This is a genomic window from Desertivirga arenae, assembly GCF_017355785.1.
Lineage (GTDB): Bacteria > Bacteroidota > Bacteroidia > Sphingobacteriales > Sphingobacteriaceae > Desertivirga > Desertivirga arenae.
In genome coordinates this window covers 125,881-147,089 of the sequence record NZ_JAFEWE010000011.1, presented here as the reverse complement: position 1 = coordinate 147,089, position 21,209 = coordinate 125,881, and the positions used below count along the sequence as shown (strand labels likewise).

17 protein-coding genes are annotated in these 21,209 nt (G+C 42.1%); 13 read left to right on the top strand and 4 right to left on the bottom strand.

What is annotated here, in order from left to right:
• Nucleotides 1–35 precede the first annotated feature (35 nt).
• On the top strand, nt 36–845 hold the full coding sequence (locus tag J4N24_RS19310) for an alpha/beta hydrolase (protein ID WP_207535368.1): 810 nt from the start codon (nt 36–38) through the stop codon (nt 843–845).
• Here J4N24_RS19310 and J4N24_RS19305 read toward each other — a convergent pair.
• Nucleotides 831–2,042 carry an ROK family transcriptional regulator gene (locus J4N24_RS19305; RefSeq protein ID WP_207535367.1) on the bottom strand — a complete coding sequence of 404 codons (1,212 nt, stop codon included), beginning with the start codon at nt 2,040–2,042 and terminating at the stop codon, nt 831–833. The two genes, J4N24_RS19310 and J4N24_RS19305, sit on opposite strands and share 15 nt — an antisense overlap.
• Nucleotides 2,043–2,575: 533 nt before the next feature.
• On the opposite strand from J4N24_RS19305, the gene J4N24_RS19300 reads away from it, so the two are divergent.
• The 11 genes from J4N24_RS19300 to J4N24_RS19250 all read left to right on the top strand — a co-directional run bounded on the left by J4N24_RS19300 (nt 2,576) and on the right by J4N24_RS19250 (nt 18,338).
• Nucleotides 2,576–5,758: a SusC/RagA family TonB-linked outer membrane protein gene (locus J4N24_RS19300; protein ID WP_207535366.1), complete on the top strand. Its 3,183-nt coding sequence runs from the start codon at nt 2,576–2,578 to the stop codon at nt 5,756–5,758.
• A gap of 16 nt (nt 5,759–5,774) precedes the next feature.
• Complete coding sequence (locus J4N24_RS19295; protein WP_207535365.1) at nt 5,775–7,559, top strand: RagB/SusD family nutrient uptake outer membrane protein; 1,785 nt, start codon at nt 5,775–5,777, stop codon at nt 7,557–7,559.
• Nucleotides 7,560–7,575: 16 nt separating this feature from the next.
• Complete coding sequence (locus J4N24_RS19290; protein WP_207535364.1) at nt 7,576–8,484, top strand: DUF5017 domain-containing protein; 909 nt, start codon at nt 7,576–7,578, stop codon at nt 8,482–8,484.
• A 72-nt stretch (nt 8,485–8,556) separates the two neighbouring features.
• Nucleotides 8,557–10,392, top strand: coding sequence for an FAD-dependent oxidoreductase (locus J4N24_RS19285; RefSeq protein WP_207535363.1), 1,836 nt, complete (start codon nt 8,557–8,559; stop codon nt 10,390–10,392).
• Between the two features lie 51 nt (nt 10,393–10,443).
• Nucleotides 10,444–12,291, top strand: a complete 1,848-nt coding sequence (locus tag J4N24_RS19280) for a sodium:solute symporter family protein (RefSeq protein ID WP_207535362.1) — start codon at nt 10,444–10,446, stop codon at nt 12,289–12,291.
• A gap of 1 nt (nt 12,292) precedes the next feature.
• Nucleotides 12,293–12,967 (top strand): GDSL-type esterase/lipase family protein, encoded by a 675-nt coding sequence (locus J4N24_RS19275; RefSeq protein WP_207535361.1) that lies wholly within the window; start codon nt 12,293–12,295, stop codon nt 12,965–12,967.
• A 1-nt stretch (nt 12,968) separates the two neighbouring features.
• Nucleotides 12,969–13,706 carry a GDSL-type esterase/lipase family protein gene (locus J4N24_RS19270; RefSeq protein ID WP_207535360.1) on the top strand — a complete coding sequence of 246 codons (738 nt, stop codon included), beginning with the start codon at nt 12,969–12,971 and terminating at the stop codon, nt 13,704–13,706.
• A 2-nt stretch (nt 13,707–13,708) separates the two neighbouring features.
• Nucleotides 13,709–14,650: a DUF4434 domain-containing protein gene (locus tag J4N24_RS19265; protein WP_207535359.1), complete on the top strand. Its 942-nt coding sequence runs from the start codon at nt 13,709–13,711 to the stop codon at nt 14,648–14,650.
• Nucleotides 14,643–15,845, top strand: a complete 1,203-nt coding sequence (locus J4N24_RS19260; RefSeq protein WP_369806243.1) for a n-acyl-d-glucosamine 2-epimerase — start codon at nt 14,643–14,645, stop codon at nt 15,843–15,845. Before J4N24_RS19265 ends, J4N24_RS19260 begins: the two co-directional genes overlap by 8 nt.
• 28 nt (nt 15,846–15,873) lie before the next feature.
• Nucleotides 15,874–17,793, top strand: a complete 1,920-nt coding sequence (nagB, locus tag J4N24_RS19255) for a glucosamine-6-phosphate deaminase (RefSeq protein ID WP_207535358.1) — start codon at nt 15,874–15,876, stop codon at nt 17,791–17,793.
• 170 nt (nt 17,794–17,963) lie between these two features.
• Nucleotides 17,964–18,338 carry a response regulator gene (locus tag J4N24_RS19250; protein ID WP_207535357.1) on the top strand — a complete coding sequence of 125 codons (375 nt, stop codon included), beginning with the start codon at nt 17,964–17,966 and terminating at the stop codon, nt 18,336–18,338.
• A gap of 67 nt (nt 18,339–18,405) precedes the next feature.
• On the opposite strand, the gene J4N24_RS19245 is transcribed toward J4N24_RS19250, so the two are convergent.
• Both J4N24_RS19245 and J4N24_RS19240 read right to left on the bottom strand, forming a co-directional pair.
• Complete coding sequence (locus J4N24_RS19245) at nt 18,406–19,179, bottom strand: hypothetical protein (protein ID WP_207535356.1); 774 nt, start codon at nt 19,177–19,179, stop codon at nt 18,406–18,408.
• 11 nt (nt 19,180–19,190) lie between these two features.
• A complete protein-coding gene (locus J4N24_RS19240; protein ID WP_207535355.1) occupies nt 19,191–19,358 on the bottom strand; it encodes a hypothetical protein in 168 nt (55 codons plus the stop codon).
• Between the two features lie 30 nt (nt 19,359–19,388).
• Between J4N24_RS19240 and J4N24_RS19235 the strand changes: the two genes are divergently transcribed.
• Nucleotides 19,389–19,622: a thioredoxin family protein gene (locus J4N24_RS19235; protein WP_207535354.1), complete on the top strand. Its 234-nt coding sequence runs from the start codon at nt 19,389–19,391 to the stop codon at nt 19,620–19,622.
• 69 nt (nt 19,623–19,691) lie between these two features.
• Here the strand turns inward: J4N24_RS19235 and pdxR are convergent, their stop codons facing one another.
• Nucleotides 19,692–21,104: a MocR-like pyridoxine biosynthesis transcription factor PdxR gene (gene pdxR, locus J4N24_RS19230; protein WP_207535353.1), complete on the bottom strand. Its 1,413-nt coding sequence runs from the start codon at nt 21,102–21,104 to the stop codon at nt 19,692–19,694.
• Nucleotides 21,105–21,209: the final 105 nt, after the last annotated feature.

The following is a 21,209-nucleotide window of genomic DNA, read 5'->3' as shown; positions in this document are numbered from 1 at the left end:
GTTGTTAAGAAAATATTAACCTTTTTTCAGGGAAAATGAAACCGCTGTTTTTATTATTATTCCTGTGTTTTCCGATATCGATATTTGCGCAGGATAAGCTCGTGCTGGACTCAAAGTATCTTCGAACTCAGGATTCGATCCTGGTATACAAACCAGAGAATTACAAAAAAGATAGGTCATATCCCGTTGTCTATCTACTGCATGGTCATTCGGCTAACTATAAGTCCTGGAGCAAGCTTGTAGATCTTCAGGCCTTGAGCAATAAGTATAGTTTCATTATTGTTTGTCCTGATGGCTTGAAGAAAAGCTGGTATATGAATTCGCTAAATAAAGATAGTCTGCAATACGAGTCTTTTTTCATAGCGGAGTTCTTACCTTATATTCAGAAGCGTTACTTAATAGATCCGCAAAGGCAATTTATTACCGGTGCAAGTATGGGTGGTCACGGTGCTATGTGGCTGTTTTTGCGCCACCCTCAGATTTTTATGAGTGCAGGTAGTACCTCCGGGGTTTTAAACCTTAGATACTCAGGTTTTAAGAAAACGACCCTTGCTGCAATATTGGGTCAGTATTCAGATGATAATAAGGCTTTTGACAGTTGCTCGGTGGTGAATCTCTTGCCGAAAATTGCCGGACTGGGTAAACAGATAATCTTTGATTCGGGTACAGAGGATTATCTCTACATCACCAGTCGTAAGTTTCGCGAAAAGTGTGATGAGCTTAAAATAAAGGCTACTTATCTTGCCCAGCCCGGAGCTCATACCGGCTCATATTGGTCGCACTCTATTTTGGCTCATTTTGAATTCTTCAATCGCCTTGCGGTTACCGGTCTAACTAAGCGATAATAGTCTGTTCCTGACCAGGAGGCATGCACCTGTTACCCCAGCTTTCTCTTTTAAGGTGGAAATTTTGAGCTGCGTGTCTGCATTTACAAGACTAAGGGAGTACTTGTTAATAGCACTTTTTATGGGGAGCCGTATAAATTCACCTGTTTCTGCGAGGCTTCCCCCTAAGATTACAAGTTCCGGATTGAAGATGTTGATCAGTAGTGCAATCCCACGGCCCAGGTTTTCTCCCACTTGTGCTATCAGTTCAATAGCAAGTGTGTCATCATTTTGGGCTGCTTCTAAAATATCCTCTAGCTCAATATTCTCAGCCTTCAGATCTAAAATGCTTGACGAGCCTGTCGTAATCTTGTCTTTAAACATTCTTTTTAGAGCCCATCCTGATGCTTCCGTCTCCAGGCATCCCTTTTTTCCGCAGTGGCAAATAATTTCATTTTTAAACAGAGGCATATGTCCAAATTCACCAGCAAAACCCGACTTGCCATAATAAAGCTGACTATTAAGCATGATACCCATTCCCAAACCATAATCCAGGTTAAGGAATAATACGTTTTTTTCGTCTTTAACCACTCCTGAGGAAAATTCTCCATAAGCCATTGCTCTTGAATCGTTTTCAAGAAATACTTTTATTCCAAGCTGTGATTCTATAATTTTTGATAAAGGTTCTTCGTGAAAATGGAAAAAACTATAGCTATATCCTGTGGCATAATTGATTCGTCCGGAGAGATTAATACCTATACCTAATATCTTGTCTTTTGGAGCATTAAACTCTTCTATAAAAGTAGAAATAAGCTTACATAATTCGTCGAGGGATTCCTGGTTGTTGCTTAGGCGGTACGGGAGGTGTTCCACCAGCTTTACCATGTTCTTCTGAAGGTCAGAAATGCCGATATTGATGTGACTTTGCTTTACATCAACCCCTATAAAAAAAGCTGATTCTGGTAATAATCCATACAGGTTCGGTCTTCTTCCTCCGGTAGAATCTACCTTTCCATAATCTTTAACTAATCCGTCGGCAATTAACTCGTTAAGTAGATTGTTCACTTTGGGAGCACTAAGAGCCAGTTCCTTGCAGAGATCGGCAATCGTAGAGTTTCCGGAATTCGCAAAATAAGCAAGAAGGGCTTTCTTAATATTAATATTCTTATAAGCTACCCCCGTAATATTGTCGTTGTTTAATTCCTCAAAAAAGGTCATCCGTGTCAAGCAAGTTCTAATACAATAATAAGTATAAATCCTATTTTTCTGCTGTTCCGCTTGTATAAATCTTATACTTTTTAAAATATTTAAAAAACATATTGTTTATATTAAAGATATTTTATTAAATTGCATTGAATTATAGACCGCGAGAACCCGCATTTTTATTGTTTTTTAGTCAATTAATGGCCATGACGGTGCTGTTAATGTCGAAGTTGTTTTGATTTAAGCAGGACGGGCTACACTTGTCTTGTTGATTTTGGTACTTATGGAGCTGTTTATTTAATAATGTGCCGTTTAGATGCTCATATTTTTATTAATATTTAAAAATTCGGTGTTTTTAATAGAGAGTTGCCTGGTATTTTCGGCTTTATTGTAAAAAAGATCAAGAAAATAAGCCTTTGGTGACCAAATCTTTTTAATTTTTTTTAAAAAGTTCATTTCTTTTTCTATGTTTGTTATGCGCGCATTTGAAAAAGGAATCCTTTTTCAATAATCCAATAAAAAGTACTCATTAATCTTAATCGTATGTTATGCGAAAACTAATTACAAAAAAAGATCAGCTGTTGCACGTTCTCCTGGCAGTTGTTCTCATGCTTTGTCAGTACAACGGGGCCTGGGCTCAGGCAAGGATCGTTACAGGGACTGTTACTGACTCCAAAGGGGAAGCTTTAATTGGTGTTTCGGTTAAGGTGAAGGGAGAGGCCAGAGGGGTCAGTACAGATGTTTATGGTAGATATAGATTAAACCTAAGTTCGGCTAATCCTGTAGTGGTTTTTTCTTATATCGGTTTTACTACAAAAGAAATAGCCGTAGGTGATAAAGCCGTTGCGAATGTCTCTCTGGCCGAAAGTGCATCTAAGTTAAATGAAGTGGTGGTTGTGGGTTTCGGTACCGCCCGCCGTGCAGATCTTACAGGTTCTGTTGGAAGTGTTCCTATTGAGGATATGCAAAAAAGCCCGGTTAAATCATTAGACGAAGCTTTGGCAGGAAGGGTGGCCGGTGTCCGGGTTACTTCGAGCGAAGGCCAACCAGGGGCACCAGTGGATATTGTAGTGCGCGGCTATAATTCTATTACACAAAATAACTACCCTTTATTTGTAATTGATGGTTTTCCGATGGAGGACGTTGCAAATTCGGCAGTTAATCCATTAAATACGATTGATTTAAATGATATCGAATCAATCGATATTCTGAAAGATGCTTCAGCTACGGCGATTTGGGGTGCAAGGGGTGCTAATGGCGTGGTGATGGTTACTACCAAAAGAGGTAAAGCAGGAAGGCCTGTTATTACTTTTGATAGCTATTATGGCATTCAGAATAACAAGAAGCGAATGGAAGTATTAAGTCCCTTCGAATTTGTTAAAATGCAGAATGAAATGGATCCTGTTAATACACGCCTTTTCTATGGTGAATTGGATCCCGGTACTAATCAGTACGTGTTGAACCTGGAAAAGTATCGCAATGTAAAGGGTATAAATTGGGAGGATCAGGTGACAAAGAAGGATGCAGCCATGCAGAACTACTATCTTTCTTTAACTGGCGGAAATGAAAAAACTAAATATTCTGCCTCCCTCTCTACACTTTCACAGGATGGTATAATTCTTAATTCCGGTTTTAACAGGACCCAGGGCAGGGCCGCGCTAGACCAGGAGGTCTCCAAAATCCTTAAAGTGGGGTTTAATGCAAATTATTCCTACCTCAAAAATTATGGTTCTCCTTCTTCTACGGGATCTTATAATAATGAAATTAACCTGCTGTTTAACGTTTGGGCCTATCGTCCGATCACAACAAACGGAAATGTAACGATTGATCAATTACTTGAAATGCCCGTAGATCCAGAGGTTGCTACTACAAATGACTTTCGGTTTAATCCTGTACTCACTACTCAAAACGAGTTGAGAGAAAACTACAGCAACAGCTTTAATACGAATGGCTACGCCGAATTTACTTTAAGTAAGGAGTTGAAGTTCAAAGTAATGGGAGGATATAGCAACGGCGTCCGGAGGTATGATGTATTTAATGGCTCTATGTCAAGGTTTGGTAATCCACAGACAAATTTTAAAGTAAACGGTTCAAGGACTTTTTTAAATAGCAATTCATGGCAAAACACCAATACTCTAACCTATAATAAGCGTATCAACAAAAAAGATCTTTTAACAGCTGTCGGAGGCTTTTCATTTGAGGGTAACAAGAATTCCACTTTTGGCGGTACCTCTGTTCTTTTACCAAATGAAGGACTGGGACTTAATGGACTAGATGAAGGTACCTTTAATAATATCGCTTCTGCTGCCTCCGAGAATTATCTGGCATCAGGCTTTGCAAGGTTAAACTATAATATTGATTCCAAGTATCTCTTCACGGCAAGTTATCGTGTAGATGGTTCATCCCGCTTCCCAAATAACCGCTGGGGTTATTTCCCATCGGGTTCCTTTGCCTGGGTTTTTGGGAGAGAGAAATTTTTAAAGAATAGCCCTGTTTTTTCCAATGGCAAGCTTAGAACTTCGTGGGGACGCACAGGAAACAACGGTGTGGGAAACTATGCAGCATTCCCGCTACTAGCTTTAACCACCACCAGTGGCTATATGTTCAACAATACCGTTACTTATGGAAGTGTACCTGCAAGTCTTGGTAATAGCGATCTGAAGTGGGAAACCACAACCCAGACAGATATAGGGCTTGACCTGGGGTTTTTACAGGACCGGATCTCCTTAACTGCCGATATTTATAGAAAGAACACCTCCGACCTTCTTCTAAATGCAGATTTGCCTGCATCTATTGGATATAGTAAGGCAACTAAGAATATTGGAAAAGTAAGAAATGAGGGTTTAGAGTTAACGCTTTCGGCAAATCCTGTTAAGAATAAGAACTTTAACTGGAATTCGCAGTTCAATATTTCCTTCAATCGTAATAAAGTTTTAGGCCTCACTGAGAATCAAAACTATATGCTCACATCCCAATACTGGGGGGATGACTGGGTGAATATTTTTCCATACGTAGCAATGCTTGACCAACCCATATCTCAATTCTACGGTTATATCTGGGATGGCACTTACAAGTATGAAGATTTCGTTAAAACGGGAAATACGTATACATTGAAGAACGATATTACGGCCAATGGTGAGGCAAGAACAGCGGTTCAGCCTGGAGATATCAAATACCGGGATATTAATGGTGACCTTGTTATTGATGAAAAAGATAAGGTTATTATCGGTCAGCCTTATCCAAAACATACCGGAGGATTCACTAATAATTTCAGCTATAAGGGTTTCAGCTTAAACGTATTCTTCCAATGGTCTTACGGAAATGATGTGTTAAATGCCAATCGTCTGATGTTAGAATCCGGGTATAAATACAATACTAACCAATATGCAACTTATGCCAACCGTTGGTCGCCAGAAAATCCTGATTCGGATATCCCAGCTGTAAAGGGATCTACAATGAAAGCTTATTCAACAAGAGTTATAGAAGACGGCTCTTTTCTTAGATTAAAAACCGTAGCTCTGGGTTATACATTGCCTCAAAGACTTAGTAAAGCAATTAAAGTAAACAGCCTTGGGCTTACTCTTACTGCACAAAATCTGTATACCTGGACAAATTATTCTGGATACGACCCTGAGGTTTCTGTGCGCAACAGTGCTCTTACTCCGGGATTTGATTATTCAGCATATCCTCGTGCAAGAACTCTAACCCTGGGATTGAACGCTAAATTTTAAGATTAAGAACATGATTATGAAAAGATTTATATACAGCCTGATTGCGGGAAGCTTGCTCTTTGCTTCATGTAAAAACTTTCTGGATGTAACCCCCGACTCGCTTTCTCCCTCTAATTATTACAAAACAGAAGAAGATATTAATACTGCACTAACTGGAGTTTACGATGTATTAGGTAAGTCATCCACATACGGCAGGTACCTGTACTTTGAGATGGATGTTAGTGATGAAAGCTTCCCAGCTTCATCGAGCTGGACCCAAGACGTGGCTTTATTTAATTACGACCCCGGTGATATTAAATTGACAGCGACCTGGAACACCTTGTATGATGGGATTAACAGAGCTAATATGCTTCTGGATAACATTGATAACTCTAATTTGACAGCAGAAAAGCGTAGGGTAGCCAAAGGTGAAGCGCTATTTTTAAGGGCATATTATTATTTCGTGCTCGTTCAAAATTGGGGCAGTGTTCCTATGCGTTTAACGGCAGCCAAAGATCCGAATGATGTGAACATCGCTAAAACTCCATATAAAACCATTTATGAGCAAATTGTAAAGGATATGGAGACTGCTGCTGATTCTGTCAATGGTATTGATAAGTATAACTACACCGGAAGAGTAAGCAAGTCGGCCGTGTGGGGAATCCTTGCCAGGGTGAACTTGAAAATGGCTGGAGCTCCTTTAAGAGATGTAAGTCGTTATGCCGAAGCGAGAAAATGGGCTGCTAAAGTAATGGAGGCAGCTAATGGACACACACTGAATCCCGATTACAAAGATGTGTTTAAAAAAATGGCGGCGGATCAATACGATAAAAAGGAGGTGATCTGGGAGGTGGAATTCGGCCTGAAAAACGGAACACAGGATGAAGGTGGGTCAGTTGGAGGAATAAACGGAATTGGTACCACCAATCAAACTATTGGATATAGTTATGGAATTCAGCGTCCTACTGACAGGTATTACAAGCTCTTTGAAGAAGGAGACATTCGTCGTGCATGGTCTATCAGCAATTATTCCTACGATGGCACCACATCCAGCAAAGTTTATCATTCAACAACTTTCTCTAACTATGCAAAATACGCTGCAAAGTGGAGAAGGGAATATGAAGCTGCTAATCCAAAGTTCGTAAATACCACTGCTATCAACTTTCCCCTGCTCCGTTATTCAGACGTTCTGCTAATGTTTGCAGAAGCTGATAATGAAATCAATGGTCCTACGGTGGATGGTATTGCGGCTGTAAATACTGTCCGGAGACGCGCGTATGCCCGGCCCCTTAAAACAATTACTTTAACTAATGGAGGCAGTGGATATGCTACCGCTCCTACAGTGGTCATCGGTGGCCCAGGCTCTGGGGCAACAGCCACAGCAACAGTATCCGGCGGAAGAGTTACCTCTGTAACTTTAAATGAAATCGGCTTAGGTTATAATACTATTCCAACTATCACTTTTGATCCCGGGCCGGGTAATCCGGGAAGCGGAGCAACTGCGACAGCTGAAATTTACACTGTTGATGGCCTGCTTACTCCAGAAATGACAGCAAACCGAGATGCGTTCCGGGAGGTAATTCGTGCTGAAAGATCGCGGGAGCTAGGTTTCGAGGGATTAAGAAGATTTGACCTGGTAAGATGGGGGCTATGGGTTCCGGTTATGAAGAACCTTGCGAACGAAATTGCCACAACTGCTCCTGCCAATTACGTTTATGCGGCTCGCTCAGGGCAAAATATCTCTAATCGCGACACGCTTCTGGCAATTCCCTCAAAAGAAATTTCTCTTAATCAGAGTTTGATCCAAAATCCAGGATGGTAATTTCAAATGCAACTTTATGAACAAGTTTAAAAAGATAATAGGCATGCTTGCAGTAGCATCGGTAGTTGCATGCACAAAAGAAGAGGTGAGTGTTCCTGATTTTGATGTGTCAGTCAATGGAACGGAATACACTACTCAGGACTCGGTTACTTTCAATTTCCAGGGAGATGCAGATATTGTTACCTTCTATTCTGGCGAAAGGGGTAAGATGTACGAATTTAAGAACCGCATAGAAGCCGTAGGAAAGCTGGAGTTGAACATGGAAACACAGGTATTATTCGGTTCGCAGGCAAATAACTTAAGCGTTTTGGTATCTACCGACTTTAATAACACGTATGATTCCACAAATGTAAAAGCCGCTACCTGGACAGACATCACCAGCCGGTTTACTTTGTCTTCGGCTGCTGCGGGAGCCTCGGGGGCACGGGTAGTTAGCAGCAAAGTTGACGTCTCTGATCTGGCTGTACAGGGAAAACCAATGTATTTTGCTTATAGATATATTGGTCAGCCTATAAGTCCGGCATCTCAACGCACCTGGCGTATCTATGCCTTTAATTTAACGAATACTTTGCCTGATAATACGGTCCTTTCAGCGGCTACTATCAGCACGGCAGGCTGGTTGAATGTTGATTGTGCCCACGCTACCAAATGGACCATTCAGACTGCTGCACCGGTACTTTTCTATGCTCCTGCAAGTGGGACCATTACACGGGCGGAAGACTGGGCTATATCTAAGGCGCTCTATCCAACTACTGTAAATCCAGACCTGGGTACAGCAATTAAAACATTTCTGGATAAGCCTATGCGGTCCTTCAAATATAAATTCCCTTCCCCAGGACAATACGACGTCACATTTGTGGCTAACAATGCTAATAATCGGGGACAGGAAACGAAGGTTAAAACGATACGTCTTACAATAAAATAACTTTTTAAAAAAATTAAATAAGTTATTGTATCTTTAGTAATAATATCGTTATTTAGTAGAAATAAATCTCATATGCGTCTTTTAACTCCTCTGATTGCCCTCCTTTTTTTCCTTTGCTCCCTTACTGCTGCTGCACAAACTCTTACCACTGATGTGCTGATTGTGGGTGGAGGGGCTAGCGGAACAACAGCAGGAATTCAATCAGCGCGAATGGGGGTTAAAACGCTGATCATAGAAGAAACTCAGTGGTTAGGTGGCATGTTAACTTCAGCTGGGGTCTCCGCGATTGATGGTAATCATAATCTTCCAGCGGGCTTGTGGGGCGAGTTCCGTCAAAAACTTTATGAATACTATGGAGGCCCCAAAGCTGTGGAAACAGGATGGGTAAGCAATACCCTGTTCGAGCCTGCAACAGGAAACAAGATTCTCCAGGAGCTTGCTCGAAATCCAAATCTTAGTATCTGGTACAATACTACCTGGAAGGAGGTAAAAAGGAGTGATGGACACTGGAAACTGACCGTGATCTCGAATGGGAAAAAGAAAACGATCCAGGCAAAGATCCTCATTGATGCCACCGAACTAGGAGATGTGATGGCTGCAGCAGGGGCCCCTTACCGGATAGGAATGGACAGCCGCTCTGATACAGGTGAGGAGTTCGCGCCCGAAAAAGCAAACAATATTATCCAGGATATGACTTATGTGGTAACACTTAAGGATTATGGAAAAGGAGCTGACAAGACCATTGCTAAGCCGGCCGGTTATAACGCAAACGACTTTAAAGGTAGTTGCGATGTGTCTGATCCGGCTGCATTTGGTTCTGCAGACAATAACTGCTACCAAATGATGCAGTATGGACGCTTGCCCAATGACAAGTACATGATCAACTGGCCAAAGTTCGGTAATGATATTTATCTTAATATTATTGAGAAATCTCCTGCAGAAAGAGCAGTTGCGCTGAAGGAAGCCAAGCTGCACACACTTAGATTCCTTTATTACCTGCAAACAGAGCTGGGATATAAACAGCTCGGCATCGCTGATGAATACCCAACTAAGGACAAGCTTCCGATGATCCCGTATCATCGCGAGTCAAGAAGGGTGAAAGGTCTGGTAACGCTCACATTGAATCATGTTGCGAAGCCCTACGATCAAAAGGAAGCTCTTTATCGTACAGGGATTGCAGTAGGCGACTATACCATCGATCATCATCATTTGAAGAATCCTTCTGCACCAAAAATTGATTTTGTCAAGATAAAAGTGCCTTCTTACAATGTTCCTTTAGGTTCATTGATCCCTGAAAGTACCGAGGGTTTGATCGTTGCCGAAAAGAGCATTAGTGTAAGCAATATTGTGAATGGTGCAACTCGTCTTCAACCGGTAGTACTAACAATTGGGCAGGCAGCGGGAGCATTGGCAGCAACAGCAATTAAGGATAATGTTCAGCCGGCACAGGTACATATCCGTCATGTTCAACAGGCTTTGCTAAATTCAAAGGGCTATCTGATGCCTTTTATAGATGTTAAACCTGAGGATAAGGATTTTCAGGCTATACAAAGGATTGGAACTACTGGTATTTTGAAAGGTACAGGGCTGGCGTATAAATGGGCAAATCAAACATGGTTCTACCCCGACAGAGAGATCAGTGAGCACGAGTTGGTCACCGGGCTTAAAACGTATTATCCGGAGTTGAATCAGGTGCAAGCATCGGGACAGCCACTTACACTAAATTTCCTTGCAGAGCAGATCTCTCTGATTAATAAGCAAGTTCAGTTAGATAAGATAATATCTGAAACCGGAAGTTCTCTCCGGGGAGACTCTGCACTAAACCGAAGGCAAACTGCTGTTCTTCTTGACAGGTATCTTAATCCATTTAGTTTAAAGGTCAATTTTACTGGAGCGATTATTCGCTAGTATCTCCTTCAATATTCGCACTACGCTTTTTAACACATTAATCATTAACACATGTCATTAAGTTTTATTGATATCACTATCATTATGACCTACATCGTAGGGATCCTCCTATTGGGTTTCTACATCTCGAAAAAAGCGTCGAAGGACCTGAATTCGTATTTCCTTGGAGGGAACACAATGAAGTGGTATTACCTGGGCCTAAGTAATGCCAGCGGTATGTTCGATACCTCCGGCACTATGTGGACTGTAAGTATCCTCTTTATTTATGGGTTAAAAAGCGCGTGGATCCCCTGGTTATGGCCGGTCTGGAACCAGGTTTTTATTTTCGTTTACCTGGCAATATGGATGCGGCGATCCGGAGTGATGACAGGTGCCCAATGGATCACCTTCCGTTTTGGAGATGGTAAAGGAGCAAAGCTTTCTCATATCATCATCGTGATCTTTGCGGTCATAAGTGTGGTGGGATTTATCGCCTATTTCTTCGAAGGGATCGGTAAGTACTGTACTTCGATCCTTCCCTGGGATTTAAGTACGAACATAGGTTCTTTTCATTTATCATCTGAAAGAAGTTATTCCTTAATTGTTTGTCTTTTAACGACCCTTTACACAGTTAAAGGGGGAATGTACAGTGTCGTAGCCACAGAAATACTTCAGTTCATCATTATGACACTTTCCTGCTTCGCTATAGGTTACATTGCTTATACTTCTGTTACCGCGGAGCAGATCCACGCCGCGATTCCTGCCGGCTGGTCTGACCTTTCCTTCGGGTGGAAACTGGATCTCGACTGGAGCACCACAGCCTTACCTAATGTTAACGATAAGATTGCGGCTGATGGCTTTGGCATATTCGGGGCTCTGTTTATGATGATGCTCTTTAAAGGAATCTTTGCTTCAATTGCCGGCCCTGTACCAAGTTACGATATGCAACGTGTGCTTTCTGCCCGTACTCCCTCCGAAGCAGCAAAGATGAGTTTCTCGACAATTTTTGTAATGTATATTCCGCGTTACCTGATGGTGGCCTCCTTTGCCGTTCTGGGATTAGTTTATCTCGGTCCTGAGATGGGTAAGATGGGAAGCAATATTGATTTCGAGAAAGTATTGCCACTTTCAATCAATCAGTTTGTACCAACTGGATTAAAGGGCCTCGTTCTCGCAGGGTTTCTTTCAGCTTTCATGGGCACTTTCTCTGCCTTTGTCAATGCAGCTCCGGCATATATCGTAAATGATATCTATAAAAAATACATAAATCCTAACGCGTCAGATGCCAAATACATACGCCTGAGTGTTATCTCTTCGGTGCTGCTTGTGGTAGTAGGAATAATCTTTGGGTTTAATGCCTCTTCGCTTACCAAATTAACTTTATGGCTTACCTCTGCCCTTTACGGGGGATATGTAGCTGCAAATGTGTTGAAGTGGGTGTGGTGGCGCTTTACCGGAATGGGTTATTTCTGGGGAATGTTGTTCGGACTTATCGCCTCTACCATCAAGCTCTTCGCTTTCCCGGATATTGTAGATATCTACGTGTTTCCAGTAATTCTCCTCGTTTCGGCCCTGGGCTGCATTGTCGGGACCTATCTCGAGCCTTTGCCAAATAGGGAGGATGTGAAGGAGTTTTACAGAAAGACCCGTCCATGGGGCTTTTGGGGACCGATCAAGGAAGAAGTAATGCGCGAAGATCCAGGGTTCAAACCCAATAAGGATTTTCAAAAGGACATGAGCAATATCATAGTGGGCATCATCTGGCAGATGTCGCAAGTGGTTATACCCATCTATTTTATGATCAGGGAGAATACGCAAATGGTGATCTGGAGCGGTGTCCTTATCCTTACAAGTATTTGGTTGAAGAAGTTCTGGTGGGATAAATTAAAAGAAGCAGATGTTGAATTTGCTAGTCGTTAATATGAGAAATTTACTATCAGCATTATTGATCCTGGGTAGTGCAGCTGGCTTTGCTCAAGACACAACAACTATAGACAGTAGTTATCAGAACTCCTGGTACCAGCTACGGTCAGATTTTTTCAGGAAACTTCCAGATCACAAGAACGAGATCGTATTTCTTGGAAACAGTATAACAGAACAGGGCGAGTGGCAGGAAGTAGTACATAAAAAGCACGTACTTAATCGCGGGATTAGCGGGGATGTAACTTTTGGTGTGCTGGCAAGACTGGATGAAGTGCTGTCCTCTAAGCCTTCCAAAATATTCGTACTCATCGGCATCAATGATCTCAAAAGAGGAATGCCTGTAGAAGTTATTGCTAACAATTATGTGCGGCTGATTAGAAAAGTACAGGCTGAATCACCGAAAACAAAGCTGTATTTGCAGAGCCTCTTACCGCTTAATATGGCCATGCTGCCCAAGTCTTACGAAAAGCTGAGTAACGAGAAGGTGAACGAGGTAAACAACAGGATGAAAGTGATCTGCCAGCAATACAAGGTAAGTTATGTCGACCTCCATCCGGTTTTTGTGGACGAAAAAAAGCAGTTGAGGAAAGACTTAAGTACTGATGGGCTCCACCTCCGGTTTGCAGCCTACATCCTTTGGGCAGATTATCTTAAAAAATTAAAGCTATTGTAAGATGACGATCAGGCATATAAGTAAAAATAACTACGGCAAAAACCTTACAGCATGGTGCCTATTGGTATTGTCAGGGCTATTACTGTCTAACGATGCATTTGCGCAAACGCCGGTTTCAAAGCCTCTGGCAAAAATTGATAGTAATTATAACCACGCGCATTACCAGCAAAGGACCGAGTTCTTCAGAAAGTCACACCACTTCAAGCATCCCATAGTTTTTCTGGGAAACAGCATTACTGAACATGGCGAATGGCAGGAAGTGTTTGACAATCATAATATCATTAATCGCGGTATAGGTGGGGATAATACCTTCGGTGTGCTTGCCCGCTTAGACGAGGTCCTCGCTACAAAACCCCGGAAGATTTTTCTTCTAATCGGAATAAATGATCTCTCCAGAAGGCTTCCCATCGATGTGATCGTGAATAACTACAAGAGAATTATAACCAGGGTTAAAAGGGAGTCTCCTAAAACAACGTTGTATATACAGAGTATACTTCCTGTACGCGAAAGCATGACAACTGCGTCTTATCTTAAAAATATCAGCCCTCTTGTTACCGAGCTGAATAAAAGAACCAAGGAGCTGGCGGCAGCTGAGCATCTAATCTGGATAAACCTCCACCCTCTGGTAGCTGCGGCAGACGGTCAACTCAGGGAGGAACTTAGCCGCGATGGGATCCATTTAAAACCCGAGGTCTATATAACCTGGGCGAATTATTTAAAGTCACAGAAATATTTATAAGAATGAAGATTACAGGTACCTTTTTAGATGAGATCTCTCATGATATTCCGCACCAGAACTGGGGAAGGGAAGAATGGGATCGCGATTTTTCCTATATGAAAGCCATCGGGATAGATACTGTGATCCTAATTCGCAGTGGTTATCGCCGCTTCATTACTTATCCGTCTCCATATCTGCAGAAGGAGTTTGGTTGTTACCAGCCGCCGGTAGACCTGGTCGAGATGTACCTGCAGCTGGCCGACAAGTACGGAATGAAGTTTTACTTTGGCCTCTATGACAGCGGCCTATACTGGGACACCGGTAATCTTTCTCCCGAAATAGATTCAAACCGGTTTGTAATAGATGAGGTATGGCAGAAATACGGTCACTACAAAAGTTTCGGAGGCTGGTACCTGAGTATGGAGATCAGTCGCCGGACCAAAGGGGCAACTGAAGCATTTCGAACGCTAGGCCTTCAATGCAAGGATGTGAGTAAGGGGCTACCCACTTTTATTTCCCCATGGATAGATGGTAAAAAAGCAGTAATGGCAGCCTCAGGAAGCCTAACCAAAGAAGATGCGGTTTCCCTTTCTGAGCATGAAAAAGAATGGAGCGAAATATTTGATGGTGTGCAGGGAGCAGTCGATGCCGTTGCCTTTCAGGATGGACATATCGATTACCATGAGTTGGAGGACTTTTTCGCTGTCAATAAAAGTATGGCCGACAAATACGGACTTCAATGCTGGACCAATGCAGAGTCCTTCGACCGCGACATGCCTATCAAATTCCTGCCTATCAAGTTCGAAAAACTGAGATTAAAACTTGAAGCTGCCCGGAAAGCAGGATATGAAAAAGCAATCACATTTGAATTTTCACATTTTATGAGTCCTCAGTCTGCTTACCTGCAGGCGGGACATTTATATAACAGATACAAAGAATACCTAGAACAATTGGCACATGGATAAGATGAAGAATTACAGCAAAATGTATAAAGAGGAATTACTGCAGAATATTATTCCTTTTTGGATGGACCACTCAATGGATAAGGATGCAGGGGGATACTTCACTTGTCTGGATCAATTTGGTAAGGTGTTCGATAAAGATAAATTTATCTGGCTGCAGGGAAGGCAGGTTTGGATGTTTTCTACCTTGTTCAACACAGTTGAAACAAGGCAGGAGTGGCTTGACATGGCCGAGCATGGAGCCAGATTTCTTAAAAAACATGGCCGTGATTCTGAAGGAAACTGGTACTTCTCTTTGGATCAGCATGGGCAGCCGCTCGTGCAGCCGTATAATATCTTTTCAGACTGCTTCGCTACTATGGGCTTTGCTGCTCTCTATAAAGCAAACGGCAAAGATGAGTATGCGGATATAGCGAAAAGTACCTTCGAAAATATCTTAAAACGAAGGAATAATACCAAGGGCATCTATAGTAAGATCTATCCCGGAACGCGCGACCTCAAGAACTTCTCGCTACCCATGATCTTAAGCAATTTGTCACTGGAACTAGAGCACCTGCTGGATCCTGAACTGGTGAACAATCTAATTCATGACGTCATTAATGAGGTGATGAATATATTCTACCAGGAGGAAAGTGGCCTTATTCTCGAGAACGTGTATACGGACGGAAGCTTCGCCGACTGCTTTGAAGGACGCTTATTGAACCCGGGGCATGTTATAGAGGCTATGTGGTTCATCATGGATCTTGGAGTAAGATTAAAAGACCAGAAGCTTGTAGATAAGACGATTGAAATTGCTCTGAGGGCGATAGAGTATGGATGGGATGAGGAATTTGGAGGTATCCTTTACTTTAAGGATATTAAGGGCTATCCTCCGCAACAGCTGGAGTGGGATCAGAAACTATGGTGGGTACATGTAGAGGCCCTGGTATGCATGGCAAAAGCGTATCAGCTTACGGGAAATGAGCAGGCAAAACAATGGTTCGAGAAATTGCATCAATACACCTGGAACCATTTCCGGGATGAACAGTACGGCGAATGGTTCGGCTATCTGAATAGAAGGGGAGAGGTTCTCCTGCCTTTAAAGGGCGGCAAGTGGAAAGGCTGCTTCCATATACCAAGAGGCTTAATGCAAGTTTGGAGAACGCTGGAGAAGGATGTGTTAACAGCCAATAAAAAAGAAGTTATTACTTCAGTTTAAACTCTATTCTAAAAAATAACGCATACAAATGTCGAGACTAAATTTACTTGAAGAAACCCGGTTCGAAAAATTACCTGTATCCATATATCAAGATCAGGCTTCGGCTTCTAAAGCCATCGCTAAACGTATTGCAGACCTTATCACTAAGAAGAATGCAGCAGCTGAAAAAACAGTTTTAGGTCTGGCAACAGGGGCAAGTCCGGTACAGGTATATGCAGAACTGATACGCCTGCATAAGCATGAAGGCTTGAGTTTTCGTAACGTGATCACCTTCAACCTGGATGAATATTATCCTATGCAACCAACTTCGGCTCAAAGCTATGTTACGTTCATGAAGGAGAATTTATTCGATCATATTGATATTGATCCTGACAACGTACATATTCCGGATGGAACGCTGCCTCTAGAAAGGATCGCTGGATTTTGCCTGGAATATGAGAAAAAGATCAGCGATCTGGGAGGCCTGGATCTTCAGGTGCTGGGTATTGGACGAACAGGGCATATAGGTTTTAATGAGCCAGGGTCTGCCCCTAACTCAGGCACACGCTTGGTTACCTTAGACGACCTTACCCGTCGCGATGCTTCCAGAGACTTTGGTGGGAAGCAAAATGTACCTACCAAAGCCATCACTATGGGGATTGGGACAATCTTTAAAGCCAGGGAAATTATCCTGATGGCCTGGAGTGGTAAAAAGGCTGAGATCATTAAGAAAGCCGTAGAGGGCGAGGTTTCTTCAGATGTTCCGGCTACCTATCTTCAACTTTCAGATAATGTGGAATTCGTTCTTGATGCTCCGGCAGCATCTTTACTTACCCGGAACGATACGCCATGGCTCGTAAAGGATTGCGTTTGGGATGGTGCTTTAATTAAAAAAGCAGTGATATGGCTGGCCCGTACTCTAAAGAAACCTATCCTGAAACTTACTGAAGAAGATTATAATAGCCATGGAATGGCTCAGCTGGCAACTGAAAAAGGACCGGTCTATAACATTAATATCGAGATCTTTAATAAGATCCAACATACGATAACAGGATGGCCAGGAGGGAAACCTGGTGCCGACGATAGTCAGCGACCAGAGCGGGCATTGCCAGCTAAAAAGCGCTCGCTGATCTTTTCCCCACATCCTGATGATGATGTAATATCAATGGGAGGTACTTTTATCCGTCTCGCAGATCAGGGGCATGAAGTTCACGTTGCCTATCAAACATCAGGTAATACTGCTGTTTGGGATGATGATGCACTTCGATTCGTTGAATTTGCCATTGACTTTGGCAAATCTCAGGGTAACGATTGTTCTGCTCTGGAAAGCCTTTATACCCAAATGCGTTCTTTCTTAAATGAAAAGCTACCTAATCAGTCGGATACAACAGAGATTCAAACGGTAAAGGGACTTATCCGTAAAGGAGAGGCTATTGCAGGTGCGCGCTTTGCCGGACTGCCCGACGAACGTATCCATTTTATGAGCCTGCCATTCTATGAAGTGGCCAAGGTTAACAAAAAAGTGGATTACGAAAGGGATATAGAGCTTACTATGCAGCTTCTGCAGCAGGTAAAACCTCAGCAAGTATTTGCCGCGGGGGATTTTGCAGACCCACACGGAACACATAAAATATGCTTTGATATTGTATTGAAAGCGCTGCAGCGTTTAAAAGAAACTGAGGACTGGGTGAAAGATTGCTGGTTGTGGTTATACAGGGGAGCATGGCATGAATTCGAGATTCACGAAATTGAGATGGCCGTTCCATTATCACCGCAGGAGGTAGAAAGAAAGCGTCTTGCTATTTTCAAACATCAATCGCAGAAAGACAAGCCGGTATTCCCTGGCGACGATTCCCGCGAATTCTGGGTAAGGGCAGAAGACCGGACGAGCGAAACTGCAAAAGCCTACAACGATCTGGGCTTAGCAGAATACGAAGCTATCGAAGCTTTCGTCCGCTGGAGGTTCTAGGATTTTTTCATTTTGATTGTTTATAGTTTAGGCTCCCTCTCGGGGGCCTTTTTTGTTAGTCTAACTGTAGGGTATTTATAATATTTTTAAAACCTTTCCTTTAAAACCTTGTTTTAATCTCTCTTCATCTAATTACGCGGCTCATAAGTATTGAATAAAGTTTGGGAGGAATGCAACGTAAAAAAATTTTATTGATTGACGATGACGAGTCCGTTTTGGAAGCGTTGAAAATGTCCTTTGAGTACTTCGGCACAGAGGTTTATCCCTTTTCTGAATGGTCGGCAAATACCATACAGCATATCATAAATATTTTTCCCGACCTTATAATTCTTGATGAATGGTTAGTAGGAATTAAGGGTAGCTTTCTTTGTACAATCATCAAATCCATCAACCAACTGAGGCGTGTTCCTATTGTATTAATTTCAGGTGCCCACAATCTAGCAGAAATTGCAGAAAAAAGTAAGGCAGACGGTTATCTGGAGAAGCCTTTAGGCATTGAAGAGATCGAGAAGCTTTTGAATAAAACATTTCCGGAAGGTTACTGATCTATAAGCTACCAGCACTCTTAGCTTATTACTTTGCTGTTTCCATTAAGTTTGCCACTTAGCGACTCTAGGGATTCAATAAAAGTTTAACCAAATTTTTGGCCGCTTTAAAATTTTCGAACTCTGCAGGTAACATCTTATTATCAATGTACTCGTTGTACAGCCATGGGTCTCCCACAGCTAATACGAATCCTTTTCCACATTTTGCCTGGGCTATTAATGTTTTGCCGTTTTCAGCTAAGACTACCTTCGCAGGGGAACTAAGGGCAATAGGAGCAACCCCCTTAATGAAGATCTTTGATACTCCATCAAAAAGTGGATGTGTGGGAAGGTTGGTTGACGCACAACTGTTGAAATTCCTGGGCTTTCCCGGTTCAGACAGCTCAGCATGAACAATTTCCTTTTCAAAGCTCATCCCAAACTTCCGGCCTAAAATATTAGTGTGGTCAAGGTCTGCATTCTGAGAATCATTAGTCATAAGCAGAAGGATGCCACCTCTTTTTACCCATTTAAAAACCGCCTTAGCGGCCTCTTCATCTAAAAAGTTAGGATTGCGGCTTTCGTCTTTAGTGTCAGGGTCAGCAATAATATATACAGCTGTTCCGCTTAAATTATTTTTACTGGGTTTTTCCCTTAATGTTGCAAGCTTAGCGCCTTCTGCCTCAAACAGCCCACCCAACTGAGAAAACCCCGTCATTTCCTGATCTTCCCAAATGTAATGGAAAGCCTTTCCTGTTTTCGCCTCAACCTCATTGTTATAGTATTGATCAAGTACAACTCGTTTCTGTGCTATAGCAGCACACGCAAGCAAGGATAGAAAGACGGTTAATAATGGTTTCATTAGATAATAAGCTATAGTTCATAAAAGTACATCTTATACCTCGAATATTCTATACCTACTTCTTCCAGATCGCGCTTCATGTTTTGAGGAGAATAAATGCTATCAAGCCAGTTTGCCCTTATAAACCAGAAAACTGGACCAGAATGATCTGAAGTTGCCGGAGTATGTTTGTCTAACATAATTTTAATCAAACATTAATTATCAAAACAATGGCAAAGTCAATTTTTTACCACGCAGGTTGTCCGGTATGTGTTAGTGCTGAACAAGATATTATCAACGTAATAGGAGAAGACAAAGTAGAGGTAGTTAACATCGGCGAGGAACGTAGCCGAATAGCTGAAGCAGAAAAAGCAGGAATAAAATCAGTCCCAGCATTGGTAACTCCAAATGGAAATGTACTGCATATCAATTTCGGAGCGTCTTTAGAAGATGTAAAAGGCTAAGAATTGTTGCTCAGCTATTCTTAGCTGAGCAACAATTTAAGGTTGTAGCGCTAAAAACTTAAGTTTCTGCTACAATAAAGAAGCGAGCTTCTTTATGCCAGATTCCAGCTGACGTTCGTCTAAAGAAGCATAACCCAGGCGAAGGCCATTAACAGGCTCAGCGAAACTGAAATCCCTGGGCGAAATGATCTCAACGCCAATGTTAAGTAGTTTAGCAACCAGCTGATCTGGGCTTGTTGGCTCCTTTAAGGTCAGCCAAAAAGCTAGTCCACCCTCTGGTTTTCGAAAACTGACCTTATCTGGCAAATGCTGGTTAATAACCTTTTCAAAAAAGTCCCGCTTGTTTTTATATAATAATGTTGCCTTCCGAAGATGACGTTTAATATGTCCCTCATTAATTAACTGTAGTACAGCCTGCGCCATCATATTATCTCCCTGAACATCTATGATCTTGCGGAGCTCGCTCACTTGTGCAATTACCTTTTTCGATGCTGCCAAATAACCTATCCTTAAGGCTGGTGCAACAATTTTGCTCATCGTACCGATGTAAATAAAGTTCTCCAGGTTCCCCAGGCTACTCACTGGCAATAATGGTTGCTGGCCAAAATGAAATTCATTATCATAATCGTCTTCAATAATGGTAAAGCCATAGTTGTTAGATAAATTTACGAGCGCAAGTCTACGTGTCAGACTAAGTGTAACTGTTGTTGGAAACTGATGGTGCGGAGTGATGTAAATAGCTTTAATGGTAGAGTGTTTTTTAAGAAGTTCTTCAAGTTCGTCAATAATTAGCCCCTCACTGTCTACTCCAACAGGTAAAAGTTCGGCACCCGCATTTTTAAAAGCTAACCAAGCAGGTTTGTAGCCTGGGTTCTCTACCACCACGTAGTCGCCCTTACACACCAGGCAATGCGCCGACAAGTAAGTGGCCATTTGGCTCCCTCTTGTTATGAAGATTTCATCAGCAGATAGTTGCATTCCGCGCTTGAAATTCAGCATTTGAATAATTGCATTTCGAAAATCCAGATCTCCGGCAGCGTCACCATATCCCATAAGCTGCCATCTTCCCTTACGATTGAAGATTTGGCGATAGGCTGCTGCAAGTTCACTTATTGGTGCTAAACGACTATCGGGCAAGCCATCATCGAAAATAACTTCTGAAATTGGAAAATTTTCCTGCTGAACCCGGGAAGGTAGGTCACGTTTTCTGTCAGGGATCAGAGGAAGATCTTCAGCAATAAAAGTCCCTTTCCTTTCCTTAGAAATAAGCCAACCTTCCGCTAGCAGTACATCCAATGCTTCTACAATAGTGTTCCGGTTAAGGTCTAGTTTTGCTGCTAATTGTCGGCTACCAGGCAATGCGTCACCTCTGTTAAGTTTACCTGTTTTAATTGCATTAATAATCGCATCAGCAACTTGAATATAAACAGGTCGTTCACAGTTTACATTGATGGTTATCTGAAGATCCCAGGGTCTAAGCATAGCAGGACTAGTTGTTTTAGTGCCGAAAAGCACTTCAAAAGTAATCGATTTTCTTAATCCAGGGATTCGAAAACATTAAACCGGAATACCTACCTTAACATTAGA

Bases quoted from the DNA above. Each gene is read 5' to 3' on its own strand.
- J4N24_RS19310 (WP_207535368.1), top strand. From the start codon at position 36: ATGAAACCGCTGTTTTTATTATTATTCCTGTGTTTTCCGATATCGATA.
- J4N24_RS19305 (WP_207535367.1), bottom strand. From the start codon at position 2,042: ATGACCTTTTTTGAGGAATTAAACAACGACAATATTACGGGGGTAGCT.
- J4N24_RS19300 (WP_207535366.1), top strand. From the start codon at position 2,576: ATGCGAAAACTAATTACAAAAAAAGATCAGCTGTTGCACGTTCTCCTG.
- J4N24_RS19295 (WP_207535365.1), top strand. From the start codon at position 5,775: ATGAAAAGATTTATATACAGCCTGATTGCGGGAAGCTTGCTCTTTGCT.
- J4N24_RS19290 (WP_207535364.1), top strand. From the start codon at position 7,576: ATGAACAAGTTTAAAAAGATAATAGGCATGCTTGCAGTAGCATCGGTA.
- J4N24_RS19285 (WP_207535363.1), top strand. From the start codon at position 8,557: ATGCGTCTTTTAACTCCTCTGATTGCCCTCCTTTTTTTCCTTTGCTCC.
- J4N24_RS19280 (WP_207535362.1), top strand. From the start codon at position 10,444: ATGTCATTAAGTTTTATTGATATCACTATCATTATGACCTACATCGTA.
- J4N24_RS19275 (WP_207535361.1), top strand. From the start codon at position 12,293: ATGAGAAATTTACTATCAGCATTATTGATCCTGGGTAGTGCAGCTGGC.
- J4N24_RS19270 (WP_207535360.1), top strand. From the start codon at position 12,969: ATGACGATCAGGCATATAAGTAAAAATAACTACGGCAAAAACCTTACA.
- J4N24_RS19265 (WP_207535359.1), top strand. From the start codon at position 13,709: ATGAAGATTACAGGTACCTTTTTAGATGAGATCTCTCATGATATTCCG.
- J4N24_RS19260 (WP_369806243.1), top strand. From the start codon at position 14,643: ATGGATAAGATGAAGAATTACAGCAAAATGTATAAAGAGGAATTACTG.
- nagB (WP_207535358.1), top strand. From the start codon at position 15,874: ATGTCGAGACTAAATTTACTTGAAGAAACCCGGTTCGAAAAATTACCT.
- J4N24_RS19250 (WP_207535357.1), top strand. From the start codon at position 17,964: ATGCAACGTAAAAAAATTTTATTGATTGACGATGACGAGTCCGTTTTG.
- J4N24_RS19245 (WP_207535356.1), bottom strand. From the start codon at position 19,179: ATGAAACCATTATTAACCGTCTTTCTATCCTTGCTTGCGTGTGCTGCT.
- J4N24_RS19240 (WP_207535355.1), bottom strand. From the start codon at position 19,358: ATGTTAGACAAACATACTCCGGCAACTTCAGATCATTCTGGTCCAGTT.
- J4N24_RS19235 (WP_207535354.1), top strand. From the start codon at position 19,389: ATGGCAAAGTCAATTTTTTACCACGCAGGTTGTCCGGTATGTGTTAGT.
- pdxR (WP_207535353.1), bottom strand. From the start codon at position 21,104: ATGCTTAGACCCTGGGATCTTCAGATAACCATCAATGTAAACTGTGAA.